Genomic DNA, 18,390 nt, shown 5'->3' on the forward strand with positions numbered 1-18,390 from the left:
TTGATTAGCCACCATAAACGTCACGTTCAGTTAAAATATTAAAGCAATCAAATAACGACCCGCCGACGAGTCGACTTTCTTTTTGAACAGCTCGTAATTCACCCTGAACCAGTATTTTACCGTTCGATAACAAAACAAACTGATCACAGATCTTCTCAGCTGTATCTAATGCATGAGTACATAATAAAACCCCTGCGCCTCGTTCTTTTTCTTGATTAATTAATTGAAGAAATAGGTTGATAGCTTGCGGATCCAATCCCATAAACGGTTCATCAATAATATACAAACTTGGCTTTCTTAAAAAAGCTAACACCATCATCGCTTTTTGCTGCATTCCTTTAGAAAAGGAATCAGGTAAATCATGCACAACGTTCAACAACTTTAACTTCTCTAATAAGGTTTCTGCATCAGAAAAGAAAACTTCTTCATCAACTGATAAAGTCGAATATAAAAACTCAATATGTTCCCACAATGTTAAACCTTCATAAAAAATAGGCCTCTCTGGTATGTATGAGTATTCCTTATAATCGACTTCCCCCTCAAAAACAGGCATAACCCCAATAATTGACTTAATAATGGAACTTTTCCCCGCTCCGTTAGGGCCGATTAAACCTACTAAACTACCAGCAGGAATGGAAAATTGAATGTCACTTAATACTACTTGGTTCTGATTATACTTGGCCTCTTGTATATCTACTGTTAATAGCATATAACCACCACTTTCAGCGAGCTCTTCATATAATTTTAACACAATTTTCCACATTTTTTCCACTGGATTTCCGAAATATGGTAAGTTGTATTTAAATAAATTTTACCTGGAGGTGAGCTTATGAAGAGTTATTTAAAAGAGCCATTTTTCAAATTTAGTATGATTGTGACATTCGCAACTTTAATCATCATGTTTGGATATATTTCCGGGCACTTTATGTTAAGTCTAATCTATTAAAAAAGCTGATATGATTATCAAATCATACCAGCTTTTAACCTTTAACCTAATCGATCCGCAATCATTTTAGCTGCTCTTTTGGGGACTAAACGGTACAATCGATCCATCATTTTTGAATCTTTACCAGCTAACACACGGTACTCGTCTTTTTCCATTCCGTCTATTATGATCTCTGCTGCTTCTTTAGGTGATAACAACTTATGCGCTTTACCTTCATCATTTTTTGATTCTCTCGTTCCTTCTGCACCAGAGTTCTTCATAATATTAGTTCCGACTCCCCCTGGGAAGACAACCGTTACATTAACATTAGTGTCTTTTAACTCTGAATGTAACCCCTCAGTTAACAACTTCACGGCAGCTTTTGATGCACCATAAATCGTCTGCCCTGGCACCGGTAGAAAACCGCCCATACTTGATACGTTCGTAATGTGCGCTTCTGGCCTTTCTAAGAAATAAGGTAAAAATGATTTCGTCATATACAAGGTCCCATTAAAGTTGACATCCATTACGAGGTCTATTTTCTCATAGTCTAAATCATTTACATTAATAAATGGCTGAATGATTCCAGCGTTATTAATGATCCCATCAACTTGTCCATGGTGATTAATTACTTCACCCGGTAATGCTCCTACTGCATCCCGGTCCGTGATATCTACAACATGTATTGATACACGATCTTGTTGGTCTCCTGCTAGCTTAACTGTCTCTTTTAAGCCCTCTTCATTTACATCGACAGCAGCAACAGAAGCTCCCTTTTCAAGTAAATTTAAAACTATTTCACGCCCTATTCCATTACCTCCACCTGTTACAACAATCACTTTGTCTCTAGCTTTCATCCAATCCTCTCCCTAAAAAATTATTTAACGCTAAATGGTAAAATATATATTGTGATTACTTTCTAATTTTATTATACACTTGTATAATAAACATGTCATTTTAAACGTTAGTTAAGGAGAGACTTCCATGAACGAAGATTTAAGAGTCATAAAAACTAAACAAAATTTAAAAGTTGCATTATTGGAATTACTGAGCCATAAATCATTAGAAGATATTACCGTTACAGCACTCTGTAAACAAACAGGGACCACTAGAAGAACGTTCTACCTTCACTATAATAACGTTCCTCACTTTTTTGAAGAATTTGTTAATCAGTTGCTTGAAGAACTTGAAGAGTCCATCGTAAAAACATCTCAAGAACGAATAGATAACGATGACCAACTCGAACCTAAAATGATTAATTTATTTAAACATGTATATGAAAACAAAAACTTTTATAGTTTTATTTTTAGCAACCATTCTAAGTTTGCTTATTATGAAATGTTTTTCAATAAAATTAAAACACTTATTCAAGATTCGATGAACTCGCTGAACGTTGAAGAGAATCAAATAGAATTTAAAGTTGCTTTTTACGCTAATGCTGTTTTAGGTTTAGTTCTAGCGTGGTATAACGAGGATTTCCAAACACCAATTGAGGAGATGAATCACATCTTAATTAAGGAGCTTACAAACTAAGTTCGAGAAATAAAACAAGGGCCATTTATCATAAAAAGGCCCTTGTCCATATACCGGAAAGATCAATCAAACTTTGTAACCACAATTGTCCCATTAGTTTTATAATCACTCATATCATTGAATACACGCTCTACTTCTGATAATGAAATTTCATCAGTTACCATTTGACCCGGATTAAGGTTTCCTTGGCCAACCATGTTCAACATTGGTTCGAAACGGTGTCCAGGCATCCCTAGCGTGGTGATAAACGACTTCTCAGCCATTACCATATCATCAATTGGTAGACTAATATAACCAGCTTCTTTTTGAGTTGTTACACCAATTTGTAAATGGCGGCCACCTTTCTTCAAACTATTAATACCATTTAAGCAAGTTTGAGCAATTCCTAATGCATCAATAGAAACATCTGCCCCACCTCTAGTGATTTCTTGTACAGCTTCTACTGGGTCATTATTTATACTATTGATTATGTGGTGTGCACCCATTTGTTTGGCAAGATTTAAGTTATTATCATTAATATCTACACCGATTACTTCAGCACCCATCGAATTCGCAATGTGTATTGCAGAAAGCCCAACACCGCCGCAACCATATACGACAACCCTCTCCCCAGGCAAGACTTGAGCTTGGTCGATTACACCGTGGTAACTTGTCATAAAACGACAGCCCATTGCAGCTGCGTCCTTGAAACTAACAGATTCAGGAATATGAACGACATTTCGATCTCCATTAGGAACACCAACATACTCACCATAGCCACCTTCATAAGCAACACCCGGGACTAAAAATGAGTCACATAAGTGTGTATCACCCTTCAAACAGTAAGGACATGTACCATCACTTCCTGAAAATGGGACTATGACGCGATCACCTTTTTTAAAATTTTTAACTTCACTTCCAACTTCCTCAACAACTCCAGCAAATTCATGCCCAATAATTGGTTGTACAAAGTCAATATCCCCTACCCACATATGCCAGTCACTTCGACAAACACCGTTTGCCATGTTCTTAACTACAATTCCTTTACTGTCAATCTGAGGATCAGGAACATCTTTTACTACTGCACGCTTCACATCCTCCATAACTAATGCTTTCACTTAGCTCATCCCCCCTCTTTTAATATCAAAACCTAATATTTTAAAAATTCTGACCAATCAGTTTATATGTTACACCATATTAAACCTTATACCTATTCCCTTTTTCGTATAGGTCAGTTCAAACTAAAGGAGGATAAACTTCACCAGTTAACACATACTTTTGGAGAAATTTTTTGATGAAATTTAACAAAACCAAACAACATATCAGTAAGGAAATTAAATAACCCAGCTAACCTAAGTAGCTGGGTCTCTTTCATCTTAATGATGACCGATTTTTTCGATGTTCTTTCCGAGCAAGTGCGGTATCATATAATCTTTTCTCTTCTTCGGTCTCAGGAATAATTTCAGGCACTTGAGTAGGATTACCATCTTGATCAACAGCAACCATGGTTAGAAATGACTCTGTCGTTAATTCTTTATGTCTTCTCAATAAATCATCAGCGTAAACTTTCACATACACTTCCATCGAAGTACGCCCAGTTCTTGTGACGAACGCTTCTAACGTTAACGCATCACCCACTTTGGCAGATGATAAAAAGTCCACCGAATCAATCGATGCCGTCACAACAGCGGCATTTGAATGTTTCATGGCCGTTAAAGCTGCTATTTCATCGATAAATGCTAATACTTTCCCACCGAAAATTGTGTCTAAATGATTCGTATCTGGTGGCAATACGAGCTTTGTTTGTTTCATCTTCGAATAACTTACAGGTATGGGTTCCAACAGTTAACCTCCTAAATTAATATAATTTGAGTAAGGATCAACCGTCATCATGGAACCCTACCATAATGGTTGTCTTTCATGACGTAACACCCTCCTATCTCCCGTAGGAATTCATGTTCTTCCTTATGGCAGGTCTCCTGGCTCAGATTCATCAACATATAGCCCTTCCCATTCATTGAACAGTGGATTATCTACATGTCTCCTCATTACAGTGGCGGGACCGCGTTGGACTTGCACCAACCTTCCCTTTTCAGCTTTTAAAGCACCATAAGGCTCATTCAATTTTAAAAGAGAAACTTGTTCTCACCATTAATATCTCTTATAGCAGCTTAGTTGTCAACTGGACAAAACTAACGGTCGTTAGGTTGAACTAGTTAAAAAAAGTACTAATCCCTAACTCGGTTAATACACCTAAGATTACACCATATATTCCAATACTAATTGCTGATGATATTAGAAGCTTGCCTTTTTCCATTCCTACAAACTTTCCAATAACTGCTACAGCCCAAGCTCCCACAATCGGTGTAGCAATTAATATAAACGTAAAGCCATTTCGACTTACACGGTCACTAAATTTAGATTGTGATAGTTTAATAAAGTATTTATTTAACCTTTTAATCTTTGATAATTGATCGTAAAAGACTACAATAAAAGGGATGGCTATAAAGTTACCAAAACTCGACCAGATGATCGCCGACACTACATCTAATCCCATCGCCATTGCCCCTGGAATTGCGAGATATATTTCAAACAGAGGAAAGAATCCCATAAACCAGGCCGTCAAACTTAACCAAATATACTCTAGCATCTTTATCTTTCCTCCTTATCATGTTAAGATTGAAACAAACCTAACGAACGGTAGGTTGTCTGTATAATAATTTTAGCACACCTATTAATATAAGAAAAGGGTGACAAACATGAGTAAAAAAGAACAAATAATTAAAGAGAGCATACAACTTTTTTCTGATTACGGCTATGAAGCAACATCTATGACAAAAATTGCCGAGCAAGTCGACATCAAGAAGCCGTCTTTATATGCGCACTTCAAAAATAAAGACGCCATTTTTTATAGCGCAGTTAAGCAAGTGACTGGTGAGTATGTCGACTTTGTTCTAACTACAATCGATCAGACAAAGGGTCAAACTTCCAAAGATACACTTTATAATGTATTACATCATGCTTATACTAATGAATACCAAACCGAATTTTTAGGAGAATTCTTTTACCGATTTGTATTATTTACACCTAACGAAGTTGAGGCTCAAATTAAACCATTAATAAAGAGAAGTGAAGAAAAACTCGAGTCAGCATTGATCAAGATCGTTGAGGAAGGTCAAGCCAACCGAGAGATCGATGCAACGCTATCTAGTCGCATTGTTTTAAGAAATTACTTGTTTATTTTTAATAACTTAGATGTAGATGTTCGTTACTATTCACTTAGAGGGTCGGAGTTAGAGCAATATTTAAATGATATTTGGAGTGTTTTTTGGAGAGGAGTCAAAAATTAAACTCGGCTGTAAAAGTACAGTCGAGTTTTAATTATAATCATCTGCTGGTAATTTCTCCAAAGTTAGAAGAATAAAAGTTGCGATTGGACCTAAAAAGATTGATGCGAAAAACCAATTAAGACCTGAACGATTTTTTCCTTGAGCCAACCCCGCATTAATTAATGCAAGAGTACCCCAACCAACATAATATTGACCATCCACAGTTCTACCCCCTAATCATCTGCAGGCACGAAATAGATCTTAAGTTATTTAGACTTCGAACTTGGAAATATGGTATACGACCAAGAATAAATAAAATCAATGACAAAAATGACAGTCCATAACATGCCAATACTATATAGCGTTTCATTTGGGTATGGTGAATCTTCAAAATTCCCTGATTCAAACCAAGATAAGTCTGTTATGTAGCTTCTAATTTCTGCAAAATTTTCTGTCCCAAGAGACCAGAAGTAACTTTGAACAGTTACAAAAATAAGCAAATGAATCATGGCACTTATACGATTTACTTTCGCAACATGTTTAGGGTCTTTTTGACGATTCATAATAGCGTAATCTTCATCCGTTAACAGTTCTACTCCACGCCAAGCTCCAAACTTCTTGCGCATCCAACGATCTAATTTGCGGAAGTCATTAATACCAAAAGTTAACGCGTAAATGACAAAAAGCAAAACAACGAGTTGAAACGTTGAGAACTCACCCGTTTCTTGATAAATGATAACGCCCAAGACTGCCTCTATGACTAACAAAACAATAAATAACAATATAAAGACTAAGCTTTTTTGTTTATGTCCAAGGTAATAACGGAGAACGCCAAATAACAACAAAGCCACAACTGATAAGACTTCTAATGAAATAAAGATTTCCCACTGGTATTCTATTAATAGATTCATATTAAACTCCTTCGATCCAATGGCCACTTTGATAATTTTGGTAATTATAGTATAGCATATAAAAGTGTTAGCCAAGATATCACTTTTTTATATGAATAAAATTACACCTCACATAACGGTGCACAAATTGTGGGGAACTTTATAGAGTAAGTTGATATCCTCAAGTTAATGGGAGGTCAGTTGTATGGATTAATAACAACAGGCCTTGGCATTTGCCAAGGCCACCTTTAATAATTATTTTTTCATAATGGTGAACACACCACCACAATGTGAAATTTGCTCATAATCAACGTTGTAATCATCTCCTAAAGATGAAGCCAATTCTTCATATACAAAGTAGTATTCATCTTCATCCCAATAAACTTTATTGTCCTCATAACATGCATCAAGGTCCGCACGTGTTTCAAATGAGATATCACCAATTAATACTTTACCATTTTTATTTAAAATTGACGCTAGTTGCTTAATAAACAAAACTTTATCTTGATCTGCTAAATGATGTAATGTATAGGAGCTGATAATAAAATCATATTTGTTCCCAATAACTTCAGAAGGTAATCCATTTGTTATATCCCACTCTACTAAATTAGCATCTGGCATTTTTCCCTTAGCAATCTCAATCATTTTAGAAGAAAAGTCGATGCCATTAATTTGATGGCCGTGATCGTACAGTTCACTTGCTAAAACACCCGTACCTAAGCCGATATCTAGCACTTTAGCTTCTTTTTGACTCATCACTTCATTATATATCGTATTTAATATTTCCTTATAACCGGCAAATGGATAAGCATTATTCTCTTCACTAATTTGAACTGTTTTGTCATAATCAATTGCCCATAAATCAAAACCTTGTTTGTTTAACATCTAAGCTCTCCTTCATTTTCAATTTTGTCATGATCCAAACAAAATATCTTGAATGTATAACACTACAAGCCAAGACACTAATCCCAAACCAATAGAAATACTTAAAGACATTGAGTACTTTAAAGACAAAGCAACTACTAGTAATAGTACTGCTGTTGCAGGAAATCCCCATAATACTCCAAGCGCAAAGTTACTTAAATTTGTGATTTTTTCCCCTTGTACACTTAACCAAAACAAACTTAACAAGCTCACTAATGGTAATGCTGCTATAATTCCACCATACTTAGGAAAGTACCTTGCCACTTCGGTTACGGCTCCAATAATTATGGCTGAAACCATAACTTTTGTTAAGAAAAACACTTTATTACTTCCTTTCTAAGCAAAGAAAAAGCTTGTTCAACCTGATTTTTTTCCTCAACAGATAGATTGTCTAAAACTTTATTCAACTTTGACTCATCTAAGTGTGTATGTTTATGAAGTTCTAACTCCCCATTATCAGTTAATGAAATAACAACTCTTCGTTCATCGTTTGAACTCCGTTTTTTAACCACTAATCCCTTACTAGTTAACCTTTTTATATGTTCAGAAGCAGTATTATGAGTAACATCTAGTAACTCTGCCAATTCACTAACTGAGCAATTACCTATCTTTTTAATATGTTGCAGTAACCTAATAACTTGGTGTGACAAATTCTCTTGATGTTTGTAGTGCAGCAAATAATAAATGTCGGTCCAATTTTTATTTATTTCTTTTGCAAGATTATCATTTTCCATACTTTACCTCCTTACAATTATATCTTAATTTACGATATAATCGTCAGTCAAGATATTTATCTCAAAAATAGAGTGCAACAACTACCTTGTTGCATTCTAGAACTAATAATCAACGTAAGCTTACTAATAAATCCAATGCTTGTTTTGTAGAACTCAATAACTCATCGTTGCCTTTCAGTACTCTCAAATCATATGCCTCATTTAAGCATTGCTCTGCTTGGTCAAACTGTCTCAACTCTATTAAACACTTCCCTTTATGTTGTAAAGCAAAATCTAAAAAGTGTGTCTCATTAGACGATTTACATTTACTAATTGATTCATCAAACAACTTAATAGCATGCTTATGTTGAGAATTATACTTATAAGCTTCACCTAAACGAATAAGCGTTACAATTTCTTTCTTCATTACATTATGATGCACTGCGTATTCATAGCACTGTTTTAAGTAATGAATGGCACGTTTAGGTAATTCACTTACTCTATATAAATTACCTAAAATTCCTTGTATAAAATATTGATCTTCTTCTATCTCACAAGTTCTTAACATTTGTTCAGCTTCCTTAATCAACTCATTCACTTTTGATGAGTTAGAAACTTTTTCACGTAAGTAATCATCTTCATCAAAATAGACAAACTTATTTATATACGATAACTCTTCTTTTAACTTATCAAGTGTCACTTTAACTCCCTCTTCTTCCTTCAAGCTCTAAACACCTTCTTTTTCTTCTTTGTAAAAACCTTTATAGTTCGGTTTAAATAAAAATAAACTGTAAACTAGTGCAGACATAAACATGAATGAAGCAAGGCTTACAATCGTCATCCTTAATGAAATGACATCCCCTAAGAAACCGACTATTAATATAAGCAAAATTTGAGCGATGCTTTGAATGAGTTGAGTAATGCTTGTAATTCGTCCCATTAAATCTACTGGGACATTATTCTGGTAAAAAGTCGTGATTCCTGCATTTAAAAAGACAAGGAAAAAGCCTAATACGATAAACCCAGCCGTAATTGACAGAAATGACCACGAAAAAGCATAAACTAGATAACCAATAGATGACATAATCACACCGACAGCAATCATATACCTTAAAGAAAAATGCTTTGAAAATATTGATAGAACCACTCCACCAGTGACTGACCCTATACCAGTAATACTAATTAACAAACTATACTCGAATTCGGACAAACCAATAACTTGTTGGGTGAAGACAACTTCCTGTGAATCCATCGCGAAAGTCGCAACCATAATTAAAATAAAAGTAATATAAATAAATGATATATATTTATTTTCACTAAAGAACTTTAGTACAAGTGAAAAATCCTCTTTAATTTGGTGAGTCGTCAATTTAGGAATCGATGATTTTTCTCGTTCATCTAAATCAGGTAAAATAATTAAAATTAAAGTAGCTATAATAAATAAAAAACCGTTAACCCAAAGTGTAGCGTTAACACTCGTTAATAAAATGAGTGAACCACCTATGGAAGGACCAATGATAAAGGCGGATGAGGATGTGAACGATCGAATACCGTTAAATCTTTTCCGCATCTCGATCGGAACAAGCATTGTTGTGTATGTCATAGAAGAAGGCCTAAAGAAGGCTCTTGCAATACTTAGAAATACTAATAATATATAGATAACAACAACACTAGGTGCTAATGGGATCATCATAATGAGTAGACCACGTGCTATGTATGTCTGAATCATAATCTTTCTTTTACTTCGAAAATCGATATAACTCCCAGTCCAAAATTTCGTTAAAATGTTCGTTAATGGACCAATGATCCAAAGTAGCGCAACAGCTGTAGCCGATCCAGTCATTTGATACACAATAATATTGATCGCCACAAGATAGATAAAATCTCCAACATTAGCAAGTCCTAATGAGGATAGTAGAACGATAGGATTTTTCCATTGTTGTAATCTATGACTCATCGTTCTACCTCCATACTAGTTATTAAACTCGTCCTTTAATAAACCCATGTGTATAATGTCACGCCAATTACCGCCCCTATACAAAGCTTCCCTGCTACGTCCCTCTTCCTTAAATCCTAGCTTTTGATAAAGGTGTATGGCCGCCTCATTAAAATCAAAAACTTTCAGTGAAACTCTGTGTAAGTTTTGTTCCATAAACGCGTAATTTAACAATAGGGTTAATGCTTCTTTCGCATACCCTTTACCCCAATATTGTTTGTTCCCCAAATCAATAATACACTCGGCGTTTCTATTTTTATAATCCATGTTAATTAAAGATGTAATGCCTATTGGAGTTTCACCATTTCTTTCTACAATGATATAGCTTTTGGAAGTGTTGGAATTTACGAGTACATTTTCTACAAATCTTCTTGTATCTTCATATGAGTAAACATCTAGTGAAGGGTTAGTTGAATACATGACATCCACATCATTTCGCCAAGACTGATAAAGCTCCGTGTCTTCCATTTCTACTTTTCTTAAATATAATCTGTTTGATGAGAACATTGAGGATCCCTCCCTAAAATTCAATCGTGTACAACAATATGCTTCGAACTAGAATTTAACTCTTTCAATTCTTCTTTTATAAATTCAGGCTGTACAGAGTAGTCTTTCAATTGATCTAATCGTACCCATTTGTAAATTAAATCTTTTTCGCCCTCTTTTCCATAAAACACTTCTTGCTGTGGTAACCCGTTATCAGATTCTTTCACTTTAAAATAAAACCCAATTTCATGGTAGCTAGATTCTCTGTAAGTGAAGAAGTTTTCGGCTGACCATAGTAACTTTTCAACTTGTATATCGACACCTATTTCCTCTTTAAACTCTCGACCAACAGCCTTTGAAGCCTCTTCAGTCACCTCTACTCTCCCACCTGGCAAAGCCCAGAAGTCATCTTCCTTGTCTTTATGTAAAAGTACACAATCATTATGAATTAAAACTCCAGCAACACGGTAGTTGAAAATTCCTTCTTCTGTTTTAAAAACTGCATCCATACAAAACCTCCTAGCTTATTCATATGACCTGTTCATTAATACAACCCGCCAACCATCTGGATCCTCTATAGTGACGCCCTTTTCTCTCCAATATTCATTTTCAGGCTCCACATCCCCATAACCCATTTCGTTAAGGTGACTTACAACTTTATTAATCTCTTCTTGTTCTGTAATATAGAAAACTAATAAATTATCTTTAGTAGGTGCAGGACAAGGACTCCCGTCAACATGTCGAGTAAATTCTAAATGGTAACTTACATCTGGCAATCCTAAAATAATACCTTCATAGCCACTGTGACCCTTAAACCGCTCAATTTCTGCTAAACCTAAACCATTTTTATAAAAGTCGATGACTGCTTCAAATTGATCAGTTGGTCTAGCGATTCTAACTTGTGAAGCATTAAAGTCATTAAACTTCATATGCTCTTCTCGAACATCTTTGTTTTGCTCATTGACCTTCTTGAATTCTTCTAGAATATAATTTGACCCAATAATGGTACAAGCAATTACTGTAAAGATTAGTGCCAAGAGTAATACATGTGTATGTAGATGGTATGAACCTTCAACAGTTGAATATCCAAATATGGATGAAAGTATTGGTGATAGAGTTATTAACGAAACAAAATATAAACATACAGCTCCAAAAGCAGACCACACTAAAGTTTTCATGTGAACCCCTCCTTCTCCCCAAAGGTCTAACACCATTTTAACAATATTCAAACATCTATTGTTAAAAATTAGAAAACTTTTAAATCAAACTGTGCTGATCCAATTGACCTAATATTTCAAAAAAAGTAAAATCTAAAGAAATACTGTGTTTTATAACATACAGTAAAGCGACTGTTCATAATTTACGTTTAGTGCAGTCAGTAAGGAGAGGTTAATATGAATATGATTGTATTGCTGACTGTAGCACTAGTCTTCATTATCGGCCATTACACGGACAAATGGTTAAGAAACAAATATGATATTAGAGATACATTCGTGGGTGTTTTAAGTTGGTTTAACAAATTACATATTGCGATTGATATTGGGATTGTCATTGTGTTCGTTTTCTTCATACTTCAAACGACGTACCCGACCAATTTCTTTTTAGTGCTTGCTATGTTATTTGCATTATTAGCTGGAAGATTAATAATGTATTATTACTACGCTAAAAGCTCAAAGGAATGGATGTTAATTCTAAATCAGCTTGGAATGGTCATTGCTCTGTTCGGATTATCATTACTATTTACTTTAGTATTGGAACTATAGATTTTCACATTAGGGGGATTGTTATTTTTGAATTACGTTTTTCAAGATGCCAAGACGAGATGGATTATTTTATGGAGTGTTTTAGCGTTTATCGGTGTATCTATTGTACTGATGATTATTAGAATTCCACTAGAATATAGACCGATCATTACTTCATTCGTAGCTTTATACCTTATACCACTTCTATGGTTTAGAGCGAAATTACAAGATGAAGATTATCAACTTAAGGACTTGTTTCGTAAATCTGAAAGTAGTTTCTCAGCCAAAAACTACTCTAGTGCTATTGTTTTCATGACGCTTTATAGCCTAGGTGCAATCACGATTGTCACTGCGATTTTGTGGCAATTTCTATCAGAAAGTACTAGGTCTTTTATTTTAGAAATTAACGAAGTAGAACTGACTCTTATGATCTTACTTCTTAATTTAGTCATAACCATCGTCGTTGCACCAATTTTTGAAGAGATTATTTTCAGAGGATTTTTATTTGGGAGAATGAGCTATAAGTTTGGTGTAACGAAAGGTGTCATAATTTCCTCAGTCCTATTTGGGTTACTTCATGGGCCAAACTTCATCGGGGCAACGCTAACAGGGATTATTTTGTGTCTCATATTTATTAAAACAGGAAGTTTAATTATACCTGTCATCTTACATATGATTTATAACATCTTTGCGTATGCGACAGAAATAGTTCAAGTAAATTTAGGATTTGGAGTACATTTACTTGAAGAGCTAAATTTCACCACATTAGTTTTAATTGGCGCTATTTTACTAACTATTGGTCTCTTTTGGTTTATTTACTTCTCAAGGAATAATTGGAGTTATGTGAGAGCAAACCAATTTCCGATCGATTAATAAAAAGCAGTTAGACAGCATATAGCTGTTTAACTGCTTTTTAGTTTACGAGTTTAAGATTTTACAACTTTAATTCGATAGGATAAACAGTCTTCTAAAGATGCTTTCGGATTATACTTCCACTCATCCCAGTCCATTGCTCCACCTGGGAACCAACCAACAATTTTCAGTCCTGCCTGATCACACAAACTTTCAATCTCATTAGGTTTATAACACGCTAATGTCTGTGTGTATGTGTCATCGGGTGCTCCTTCTTCCCACCACGTGTCGACCATTCTTTGATTTTCTTGATCATAGTCGTATTTACGTAAAACACTTTTGGACGGATCAATATACATCGATTGCCCAGCTGCCTTTTTCCAATAGTTCGGGTTGTAAATATCGATCAACCCAACGCCATTAGGTTTAAGCCACTGATTAATTCGCTTTAATAAATAGAGTTGTTCGTCATCACCATCGACTCCAAAACCGTCGATATACAATAGAACATCGAATGAATCAATTAGATCGACATCATAAAAACTAGCGCAAATAGACGTGACACCCAGAGGTTCGTCTTGCCTTGCGAAATCCACTAAATCAGGGACTAACTCAACAGTGGTCACATCTTTTCCTAACGAAGCCACTGCTTTTGCGAGATGACCGTTACCAGCCCCAATTTCTAAAACCGACTGAAACGGCTGATTAACTTGTTGTTCAATTTCTTTAGCCCAATCTAAATAGTTCTCACTGTACTCATGTAAATAAGCAAACATCTCAAATTGTCGATTGTAAAAAGGTTTTACCCATTTTGATTCCATATCATAACCTCCTGTAATTTTTGATTAAATTACAGGTCTAATTAGAAATTCAAAATCCCCATCGCCTTTCCCTCACTTTACAATTTTCTAAAGATATAAATATTGAGAACAAATAAACCTATTAAAAGGATCCTGGTCATCAACTGCTCCCCTAAGATTAAAATTAATGCCAGAAGTATAAGATTAATCGCTATTTCTAGTAGGTTTAAGAAGATTGAATTGCCTTCATTAACTTGGTTAGAAACCGTCATTAAAACAATTGAAAAGAAAATTATAGTTAAAAGTACAACTGTGTTGATTTCGATTGCTATGCTTAGAAAAGCTACCGTAATTAGTATTAGAATACCTAAAGTTAAATAGATATTTGGTTTTTTAACGATTGTCATTGGACGACCCCATTCAAATTCTTCCATTTCAGTCTATCGTACAAGAAACAATAGGTGGTGGCAATATTTCACAAAAAATCAAATGGTGAACCGGTAAGATACAACGGTGTATTTTTCTTCACACCCATTAGCTTTCATTATATTTCTCATCGGTTTATTGTCTTCCTCTGTAACTCCAAGATATGACTTAGCATTAAACTCATTACGCAATCTCTCAAGGCTAATGGCATGAAGAATCTTCCCATAACCTTTTCCTAAAAATTTCGAATGAACTCCCATCCAAAAGATTCTCCCTTCTTGATCTGTATTAGGCTCAATATGAGGGAGTACAACCCCGACAGGCTGTCCATCTTCTACGTAAACAGTGAACATTTGGTCCGCCTGGTTAGGTAATTCTTGCTTCATTCCCTCTAGAAACTGCTCAGCTCTGTCATAATCAACCGCCATAATCTTTGAGAGGAATTCAATCGACTTTGGATTAATTACTGACCAGACGTCATAATCATAATGCGGGAGCGGTAACTTTTCTAAAGTGTTTGTATAAACTACTCTTTTACCTTGTACCTTCAACAATTTATTTATCTTAGGGAACTGATCATACATTTCTGTTCGACATTCAAATAAGATCCGATTGTATGGCGTTTGATCTAGTTCTTTGCACAAATTATACACTAATAAATCAGCTTCTTTTGCTTGTTCAATATTGTCATCAAACTTCTCTAATATAACTGTATTCTGATTAATTAACACTTGAACATTAAAAGATTCAAGGTCTTTAAAGATTTTCACTGCCAACTCCCCTTAAACAAAACAAAGCACGCATTTGTTTACGTTAATTGTAATCACAAATGCGTGCTTTTTAAATACTAGTTTATTAGATTATAATCGAAATCTATTTATTGGTTTCCGTTTTTCACTGATTGTGCAATGTTAACCGTACGTTTCGCTTGATGTTTAACAGCACCTTCAACATCTTCAACCATATTACCTTCTTGGTCGACTGTTACACTCGTTCCGTATGGGTTTCCTCCAGCTCCAAAAATAACAGGATCTGAATAACCTGGTGCAGCAATAATCGCGCCCCAATGCATCATAGATGTATAAAGTGATAATAATGTTGCTTCTTGACCACCATGTGGGTTTTGTGCAGAACTCATACCACTTACGACTTTATTAACTGTTTTACCACTTGCCCAAAGGCCACCTTGCGTATCTAGGAATTGCTTCATTTGTGCAGGCAAGTTACCAAAACGAGTTGGTACGCTGAAGATAATCGCATCTGCCCACTCGATATCATCTGAAGTAGCTACTGGTACATCTTTTGTAGCTTCTACAGTTGCTTTCCATGCTTCATTTTCATCAATTACTGACTGAGGTGCTAATTCTTCAACCTTCAACACTTTTACGTCTGCACCTGATTCTTTTGCACCTTCTGCAGCCCATTTAGCCATTTCGTAATTTGTTCCACCCATACTATAAAATACTACTGCTAATTTAACATTTGACATATCTTGACTCTCCTTTGTTTTTCCAAAAATTTTATCTAATAACCCCATAACGACACCTACTTTCATTATTTTTCAGAGAAACTAATGAAACCACCTCCACCAGTTAAAAGGTTAATAGTAATTTTAACCTCTAATGAGTATCATAAACTTATTTTATCTTGAATTCAAGATAAATGTTTATAATAAAAAAAGCTCGGGTTAGTTAAACCAAACCGAGCTTCTAATACAACTTCTCTTATTTCGTACTTGTAAAACCACCATCGATCCTAATCACATCTCCATTAATATATGGTGCATATGATGTAAGTAAGAATGTGACGAGTTCAGCTACTTCTTCAGGTGTCCCTAATCTTTTTTGTGGAATGCCTTGCTCTGCGCTTTCTTTCATTTCTGGATTATCTTCAAAATATTTCTTAACCATTGGTGTTTCGGTTGGGCCTGGTGCAATGGCATTAACGCGTAAGCCATCTTTCGCATATTCAGCCACCATACTTTTCGTCATGCCAACAATACCATGTTTTGTAGCTGAGTAAGTGACGACTGTACTTTGGCCAATGACTCCTGCACTTGATGAAGTATTGACGATCGAACCTCCACCGTTTTTCACCATCACATCAGCCACATAATGCATCCCATACAAGGCTCCGAGCATATTAATCTCAACAATTTTATTAATTTCATCAACATCTGTTTCTAAAAATAACTTCCCACTACCTGAGATTCCGGCGTTATTAAAGAAATAATCAATTGTTCCATATTTCTCTACAGTTTGGTCAACGTATTTTTTAACTTCATCAGCTTTTGACACATCCGCTTTTACGAAAAAAGCATCAGCCCCTGCTTGTTTAACTAATTCAACAGTTTCTTGTCCGCTATCTTGATCGACATCGACAACAACTATATTAATACCTTTTTCCGCCATCTGTTTGGCTGTCACTCGACCTAAACCACTTCCACCACCAGTAATAACTGCTACTTTGCTCATTAGAATACCTCCTAAAAAATTCATCCATTATAAGTATTCCTTTTTTCACTACCATTAATCAGGTGAGATAGGATAAAAAAGAGAGGAAACAGTATTCTGTCTCCTCTCATCACCTTACTAAGAGATAATAAACTTTTTATCTCCTGTTATTTCATTGTTCTCTTCAAACTCATCAAGTAATGCACGAACTTCATCAGTAGTGTTCGTATCCATTAACTTGTTGCGCAGCTCTGCTGACCCGCGGAATCCGCGAACATATATTTTGAAAAAGCGTCGAAGTGGTTTAAACAACCTTGGCTCAAGTTCCTCTGAATATTGATCATGAAGATCAAGCTGCAACCTTAGAAGATCAAGTAATTCATCACTTGTATGCTCTTTTTTCTCTTTTTCAAACGCAAACGGATTATGGAAAACGCCGCGTCCAATCATAACGCCGTCTACACCGTATTTTTCTACGAGCTCAAGTCCTTTTTGACGATCAGGAATATCACCATTGATCGTCAATAACGTATGAGGAGCTACTTCATCACGAAGCTTCTTGATCTCCGGAATGAGCTCCCAGTGAGCATCAACGTTACTCATTTCTTTTTTCGTACGTAGATGGATAGAAAGATTGACAATATCTTGTTCAAGGACGTGTTTCAGCCAGTCACGCCATTCCTCTACTTCTGTATATCCAAGTCTCGTCTTCACACTTACAGGTAAGCCACCAGCTTTGGCAGCTTGAATAATGTCCGCTGCAACGTCTGGGCGTCTGATTAGCCCACAGCCCTTTCCTTTTGGTGCTACATTAGGAGCTGGACAACCCATATTAATATCAATACCTCTGAAACCTAGCTCAGCCATCCCAATACTCATTTCTCGGAAATACTCGGGCTTATCTCCCCAAATATGAGCGACAATCGGCTGCTCGTCTTCAGTGAAAGTAAGACGACCACGCAGGCTGTCTCGCCCTTCTGGATGACAGTAGCTTTCCGTATTGGCAAACTCCGTGAAAAACACATCTGGTCTAGCCGCTTCACTTATAACATGGCGGAATACGACATCCGTCACAGCTTCCATTGGTGCAAGTACGAAAAACGGTCGTGGTAACTCATGCCAAAAATTATCTTTCATCTCAATTCGACCCCTTTCCTTACAAATTTCCCTTGTCTAATATTTAAACGTTAAGGTTTCCTAACAATCTTATAGTTTTTCAACCATTATATACTTTAATAGGTACAAGAGAAAAGTGCAAGGTAAATCGGTTAAGATATCCTTCCGTTTATTTCTAGAGCATAAAAAAGAATTTTTGGTTAAACGTTCTTCTCTGACATCGTGT

At 35.6% G+C, this 18,390-nt stretch carries 25 protein-coding genes and 1 riboswitch; of the genes, 4 read left to right on the top strand and 21 right to left on the bottom strand.

Annotation, left to right across the window (positions count from 1 at the left end; all coding sequences use genetic code 11):
* Positions 1–4 precede the first annotated feature (4 nt).
* Entirely contained in the window at positions 5–709 is a 705-nt protein-coding gene (locus AHA02nite_RS09610; RefSeq protein WP_146816950.1) for an ATP-binding cassette domain-containing protein, read from the bottom strand.
* A 278-nt stretch (positions 710–987) separates the two neighbouring features.
* Entirely contained in the window at positions 988–1,782 is a 795-nt protein-coding gene (locus AHA02nite_RS09615) for an SDR family NAD(P)-dependent oxidoreductase (RefSeq protein WP_146816757.1), read from the bottom strand.
* A 127-nt stretch (positions 1,783–1,909) separates the two neighbouring features.
* Between AHA02nite_RS09615 and AHA02nite_RS09620 the strand changes: the two genes are divergently transcribed.
* Positions 1,910–2,458 (top strand): TetR/AcrR family transcriptional regulator, encoded by a 549-nt coding sequence (locus AHA02nite_RS09620; protein ID WP_146816759.1) that lies wholly within the window; start codon positions 1,910–1,912, stop codon positions 2,456–2,458.
* A 62-nt stretch (positions 2,459–2,520) separates the two neighbouring features.
* On the opposite strand, the gene AHA02nite_RS09625 is transcribed toward AHA02nite_RS09620, so the two are convergent.
* From AHA02nite_RS09625 to AHA02nite_RS09635, 3 genes are all read right to left on the bottom strand, one after another.
* The gene (locus AHA02nite_RS09625; RefSeq protein WP_146816761.1) at positions 2,521–3,555 is read right to left on the bottom strand and encodes a zinc-binding dehydrogenase; all 1,035 of its coding nucleotides are present in this window, start codon (positions 3,553–3,555) and stop codon (positions 2,521–2,523) included.
* A 253-nt stretch (positions 3,556–3,808) separates the two neighbouring features.
* Positions 3,809–4,279, bottom strand: a complete 471-nt coding sequence (locus AHA02nite_RS09630; RefSeq protein ID WP_146816763.1) for an acyl-CoA thioesterase — start codon at positions 4,277–4,279, stop codon at positions 3,809–3,811.
* A gap of 110 nt (positions 4,280–4,389) precedes the next feature.
* A riboswitch (cobalamin riboswitch) is annotated at positions 4,390–4,564 on the bottom strand.
* A gap of 85 nt (positions 4,565–4,649) precedes the next feature.
* The gene (locus tag AHA02nite_RS09635) at positions 4,650–5,087 is read right to left on the bottom strand and encodes a small multi-drug export protein (RefSeq protein WP_146816765.1); all 438 of its coding nucleotides are present in this window, start codon (positions 5,085–5,087) and stop codon (positions 4,650–4,652) included.
* 109 nt (positions 5,088–5,196) lie between these two features.
* Here AHA02nite_RS09635 and AHA02nite_RS09640 point away from each other — a divergent pair, with 109 nt between their 5' ends.
* Positions 5,197–5,787, top strand: coding sequence for a TetR/AcrR family transcriptional regulator (locus tag AHA02nite_RS09640; protein WP_146816767.1), 591 nt, complete (start codon positions 5,197–5,199; stop codon positions 5,785–5,787).
* 27 nt (positions 5,788–5,814) lie between these two features.
* Here the strand turns inward: AHA02nite_RS09640 and AHA02nite_RS15140 are convergent, their stop codons facing one another.
* The 10 genes from AHA02nite_RS15140 to AHA02nite_RS09685 form a co-directional block, all read right to left on the bottom strand.
* The gene (locus AHA02nite_RS15140; RefSeq protein ID WP_170236046.1) at positions 5,815–5,988 is read right to left on the bottom strand and encodes a hypothetical protein; all 174 of its coding nucleotides are present in this window, start codon (positions 5,986–5,988) and stop codon (positions 5,815–5,817) included.
* 44 nt (positions 5,989–6,032) lie between these two features.
* The gene (locus tag AHA02nite_RS09645; protein ID WP_146816769.1) at positions 6,033–6,677 is read right to left on the bottom strand and encodes a hypothetical protein; all 645 of its coding nucleotides are present in this window, start codon (positions 6,675–6,677) and stop codon (positions 6,033–6,035) included.
* A gap of 234 nt (positions 6,678–6,911) precedes the next feature.
* Positions 6,912–7,541, bottom strand: a complete 630-nt coding sequence (locus tag AHA02nite_RS09650) for a class I SAM-dependent methyltransferase (protein WP_146816771.1) — start codon at positions 7,539–7,541, stop codon at positions 6,912–6,914.
* 27 nt (positions 7,542–7,568) lie between these two features.
* Positions 7,569–7,901, bottom strand: a complete 333-nt coding sequence (locus AHA02nite_RS09655) for a DUF3147 family protein (protein ID WP_146816772.1) — start codon at positions 7,899–7,901, stop codon at positions 7,569–7,571.
* Positions 7,889–8,314 (bottom strand): MarR family winged helix-turn-helix transcriptional regulator, encoded by a 426-nt coding sequence (locus AHA02nite_RS09660; RefSeq protein WP_146816774.1) that lies wholly within the window; start codon positions 8,312–8,314, stop codon positions 7,889–7,891. Before AHA02nite_RS09660 ends, AHA02nite_RS09655 begins: the two co-directional genes overlap by 13 nt.
* A gap of 109 nt (positions 8,315–8,423) precedes the next feature.
* Positions 8,424–9,017, bottom strand: coding sequence for a tetratricopeptide repeat protein (locus AHA02nite_RS09665; RefSeq protein WP_146816776.1), 594 nt, complete (start codon positions 9,015–9,017; stop codon positions 8,424–8,426).
* Positions 9,018–9,020: 3 nt separating this feature from the next.
* Positions 9,021–10,250: an MFS transporter gene (locus tag AHA02nite_RS09670; protein WP_146816778.1), complete on the bottom strand. Its 1,230-nt coding sequence runs from the start codon at positions 10,248–10,250 to the stop codon at positions 9,021–9,023.
* Between the two features lie 15 nt (positions 10,251–10,265).
* The gene (locus AHA02nite_RS09675) at positions 10,266–10,796 is read right to left on the bottom strand and encodes a GNAT family N-acetyltransferase (RefSeq protein ID WP_146816780.1); all 531 of its coding nucleotides are present in this window, start codon (positions 10,794–10,796) and stop codon (positions 10,266–10,268) included.
* A 20-nt stretch (positions 10,797–10,816) separates the two neighbouring features.
* Positions 10,817–11,284, bottom strand: a complete 468-nt coding sequence (locus AHA02nite_RS09680; protein WP_146816782.1) for an NUDIX hydrolase — start codon at positions 11,282–11,284, stop codon at positions 10,817–10,819.
* Positions 11,285–11,299: 15 nt separating this feature from the next.
* Positions 11,300–11,704, bottom strand: a complete 405-nt coding sequence (locus AHA02nite_RS09685) for a VOC family protein (protein WP_146816952.1) — start codon at positions 11,702–11,704, stop codon at positions 11,300–11,302.
* Between the two features lie 465 nt (positions 11,705–12,169).
* Between AHA02nite_RS09685 and AHA02nite_RS09690 the strand changes: the two genes are divergently transcribed.
* A complete protein-coding gene (locus tag AHA02nite_RS09690) occupies positions 12,170–12,538 on the top strand; it encodes a DUF4181 domain-containing protein (RefSeq protein WP_146816784.1) in 369 nt (122 codons plus the stop codon).
* 27 nt (positions 12,539–12,565) lie between these two features.
* Complete coding sequence (locus tag AHA02nite_RS09695; protein WP_146816786.1) at positions 12,566–13,390, top strand: CPBP family intramembrane glutamic endopeptidase; 825 nt, start codon at positions 12,566–12,568, stop codon at positions 13,388–13,390.
* 53 nt (positions 13,391–13,443) lie between these two features.
* Here AHA02nite_RS09695 and AHA02nite_RS09700 read toward each other — a convergent pair whose 3' ends face one another.
* The 6 genes from AHA02nite_RS09700 to AHA02nite_RS09725 all read right to left on the bottom strand — a co-directional run bounded on the left by AHA02nite_RS09700 (position 13,444) and on the right by AHA02nite_RS09725 (position 18,185).
* The gene (locus AHA02nite_RS09700; protein ID WP_146816788.1) at positions 13,444–14,190 is read right to left on the bottom strand and encodes a class I SAM-dependent methyltransferase; all 747 of its coding nucleotides are present in this window, start codon (positions 14,188–14,190) and stop codon (positions 13,444–13,446) included.
* 77 nt (positions 14,191–14,267) lie between these two features.
* Positions 14,268–14,576 carry a hypothetical protein gene (locus AHA02nite_RS09705; RefSeq protein WP_146816790.1) on the bottom strand — a complete coding sequence of 103 codons (309 nt, stop codon included), beginning with the start codon at positions 14,574–14,576 and terminating at the stop codon, positions 14,268–14,270.
* 78 nt (positions 14,577–14,654) lie between these two features.
* Entirely contained in the window at positions 14,655–15,365 is a 711-nt protein-coding gene (locus AHA02nite_RS09710; RefSeq protein WP_146816792.1) for a GNAT family N-acetyltransferase, read from the bottom strand.
* Positions 15,366–15,472: 107 nt separating this feature from the next.
* Positions 15,473–16,084, bottom strand: a complete 612-nt coding sequence (wrbA, locus tag AHA02nite_RS09715) for an NAD(P)H:quinone oxidoreductase (RefSeq protein WP_029424963.1) — start codon at positions 16,082–16,084, stop codon at positions 15,473–15,475.
* A gap of 235 nt (positions 16,085–16,319) precedes the next feature.
* Positions 16,320–17,069, bottom strand: a complete 750-nt coding sequence (locus AHA02nite_RS09720) for an SDR family NAD(P)-dependent oxidoreductase (RefSeq protein ID WP_146816794.1) — start codon at positions 17,067–17,069, stop codon at positions 16,320–16,322.
* Between the two features lie 117 nt (positions 17,070–17,186).
* Positions 17,187–18,185 carry a tRNA dihydrouridine synthase gene (locus AHA02nite_RS09725; RefSeq protein WP_146816796.1) on the bottom strand — a complete coding sequence of 333 codons (999 nt, stop codon included), beginning with the start codon at positions 18,183–18,185 and terminating at the stop codon, positions 17,187–17,189.
* Between the last annotated feature and the right edge of the window lie 205 nt (positions 18,186–18,390).

It is taken from the genome of Alkalibacillus haloalkaliphilus, from assembly GCF_007991275.1.
Classification (GTDB): domain Bacteria; phylum Bacillota; class Bacilli; order Bacillales; family Alkalibacillaceae; genus Alkalibacillus; species Alkalibacillus haloalkaliphilus.

Excerpts from the sequence above, each read along its gene's own strand:
- AHA02nite_RS09685 (WP_146816952.1), bottom strand. The coding sequence starts at position 11,704 with ATGAAGTTTAATGACTTTAATGCTTCACAAGTTAGAATCGCTAGACCA.
- AHA02nite_RS09610 (WP_146816950.1), bottom strand. The coding sequence starts at position 709 with ATGCTATTAACAGTAGATATACAAGAGGCCAAGTATAATCAGAACCAA.
- AHA02nite_RS09680 (WP_146816782.1), bottom strand. The coding sequence starts at position 11,284 with ATGGATGCAGTTTTTAAAACAGAAGAAGGAATTTTCAACTACCGTGTT.
- AHA02nite_RS09675 (WP_146816780.1), bottom strand. The coding sequence starts at position 10,796 with ATGTTCTCATCAAACAGATTATATTTAAGAAAAGTAGAAATGGAAGAC.
- AHA02nite_RS09640 (WP_146816767.1), top strand. The coding sequence starts at position 5,197 with ATGAGTAAAAAAGAACAAATAATTAAAGAGAGCATACAACTTTTTTCT.
- wrbA (WP_029424963.1), bottom strand. The coding sequence starts at position 16,084 with ATGTCAAATGTTAAATTAGCAGTAGTATTTTATAGTATGGGTGGAACA.
- AHA02nite_RS09645 (WP_146816769.1), bottom strand. The coding sequence starts at position 6,677 with ATGAATCTATTAATAGAATACCAGTGGGAAATCTTTATTTCATTAGAA.
- AHA02nite_RS09620 (WP_146816759.1), top strand. The coding sequence starts at position 1,910 with ATGAACGAAGATTTAAGAGTCATAAAAACTAAACAAAATTTAAAAGTT.
- AHA02nite_RS09615 (WP_146816757.1), bottom strand. The coding sequence starts at position 1,782 with ATGAAAGCTAGAGACAAAGTGATTGTTGTAACAGGTGGAGGTAATGGA.
- AHA02nite_RS09660 (WP_146816774.1), bottom strand. The coding sequence starts at position 8,314 with ATGGAAAATGATAATCTTGCAAAAGAAATAAATAAAAATTGGACCGAC.
- AHA02nite_RS09720 (WP_146816794.1), bottom strand. The coding sequence starts at position 17,069 with ATGAGCAAAGTAGCAGTTATTACTGGTGGTGGAAGTGGTTTAGGTCGA.
- AHA02nite_RS09705 (WP_146816790.1), bottom strand. The coding sequence starts at position 14,576 with ATGACAATCGTTAAAAAACCAAATATCTATTTAACTTTAGGTATTCTA.
- AHA02nite_RS09650 (WP_146816771.1), bottom strand. The coding sequence starts at position 7,541 with ATGTTAAACAAACAAGGTTTTGATTTATGGGCAATTGATTATGACAAA.
- AHA02nite_RS09700 (WP_146816788.1), bottom strand. The coding sequence starts at position 14,190 with ATGGAATCAAAATGGGTAAAACCTTTTTACAATCGACAATTTGAGATG.
- AHA02nite_RS09635 (WP_146816765.1), bottom strand. The coding sequence starts at position 5,087 with ATGCTAGAGTATATTTGGTTAAGTTTGACGGCCTGGTTTATGGGATTC.
- AHA02nite_RS09690 (WP_146816784.1), top strand. The coding sequence starts at position 12,170 with ATGAATATGATTGTATTGCTGACTGTAGCACTAGTCTTCATTATCGGC.
- AHA02nite_RS09670 (WP_146816778.1), bottom strand. The coding sequence starts at position 10,250 with ATGAGTCATAGATTACAACAATGGAAAAATCCTATCGTTCTACTATCC.
- AHA02nite_RS09725 (WP_146816796.1), bottom strand. The coding sequence starts at position 18,185 with ATGAAAGATAATTTTTGGCATGAGTTACCACGACCGTTTTTCGTACTT.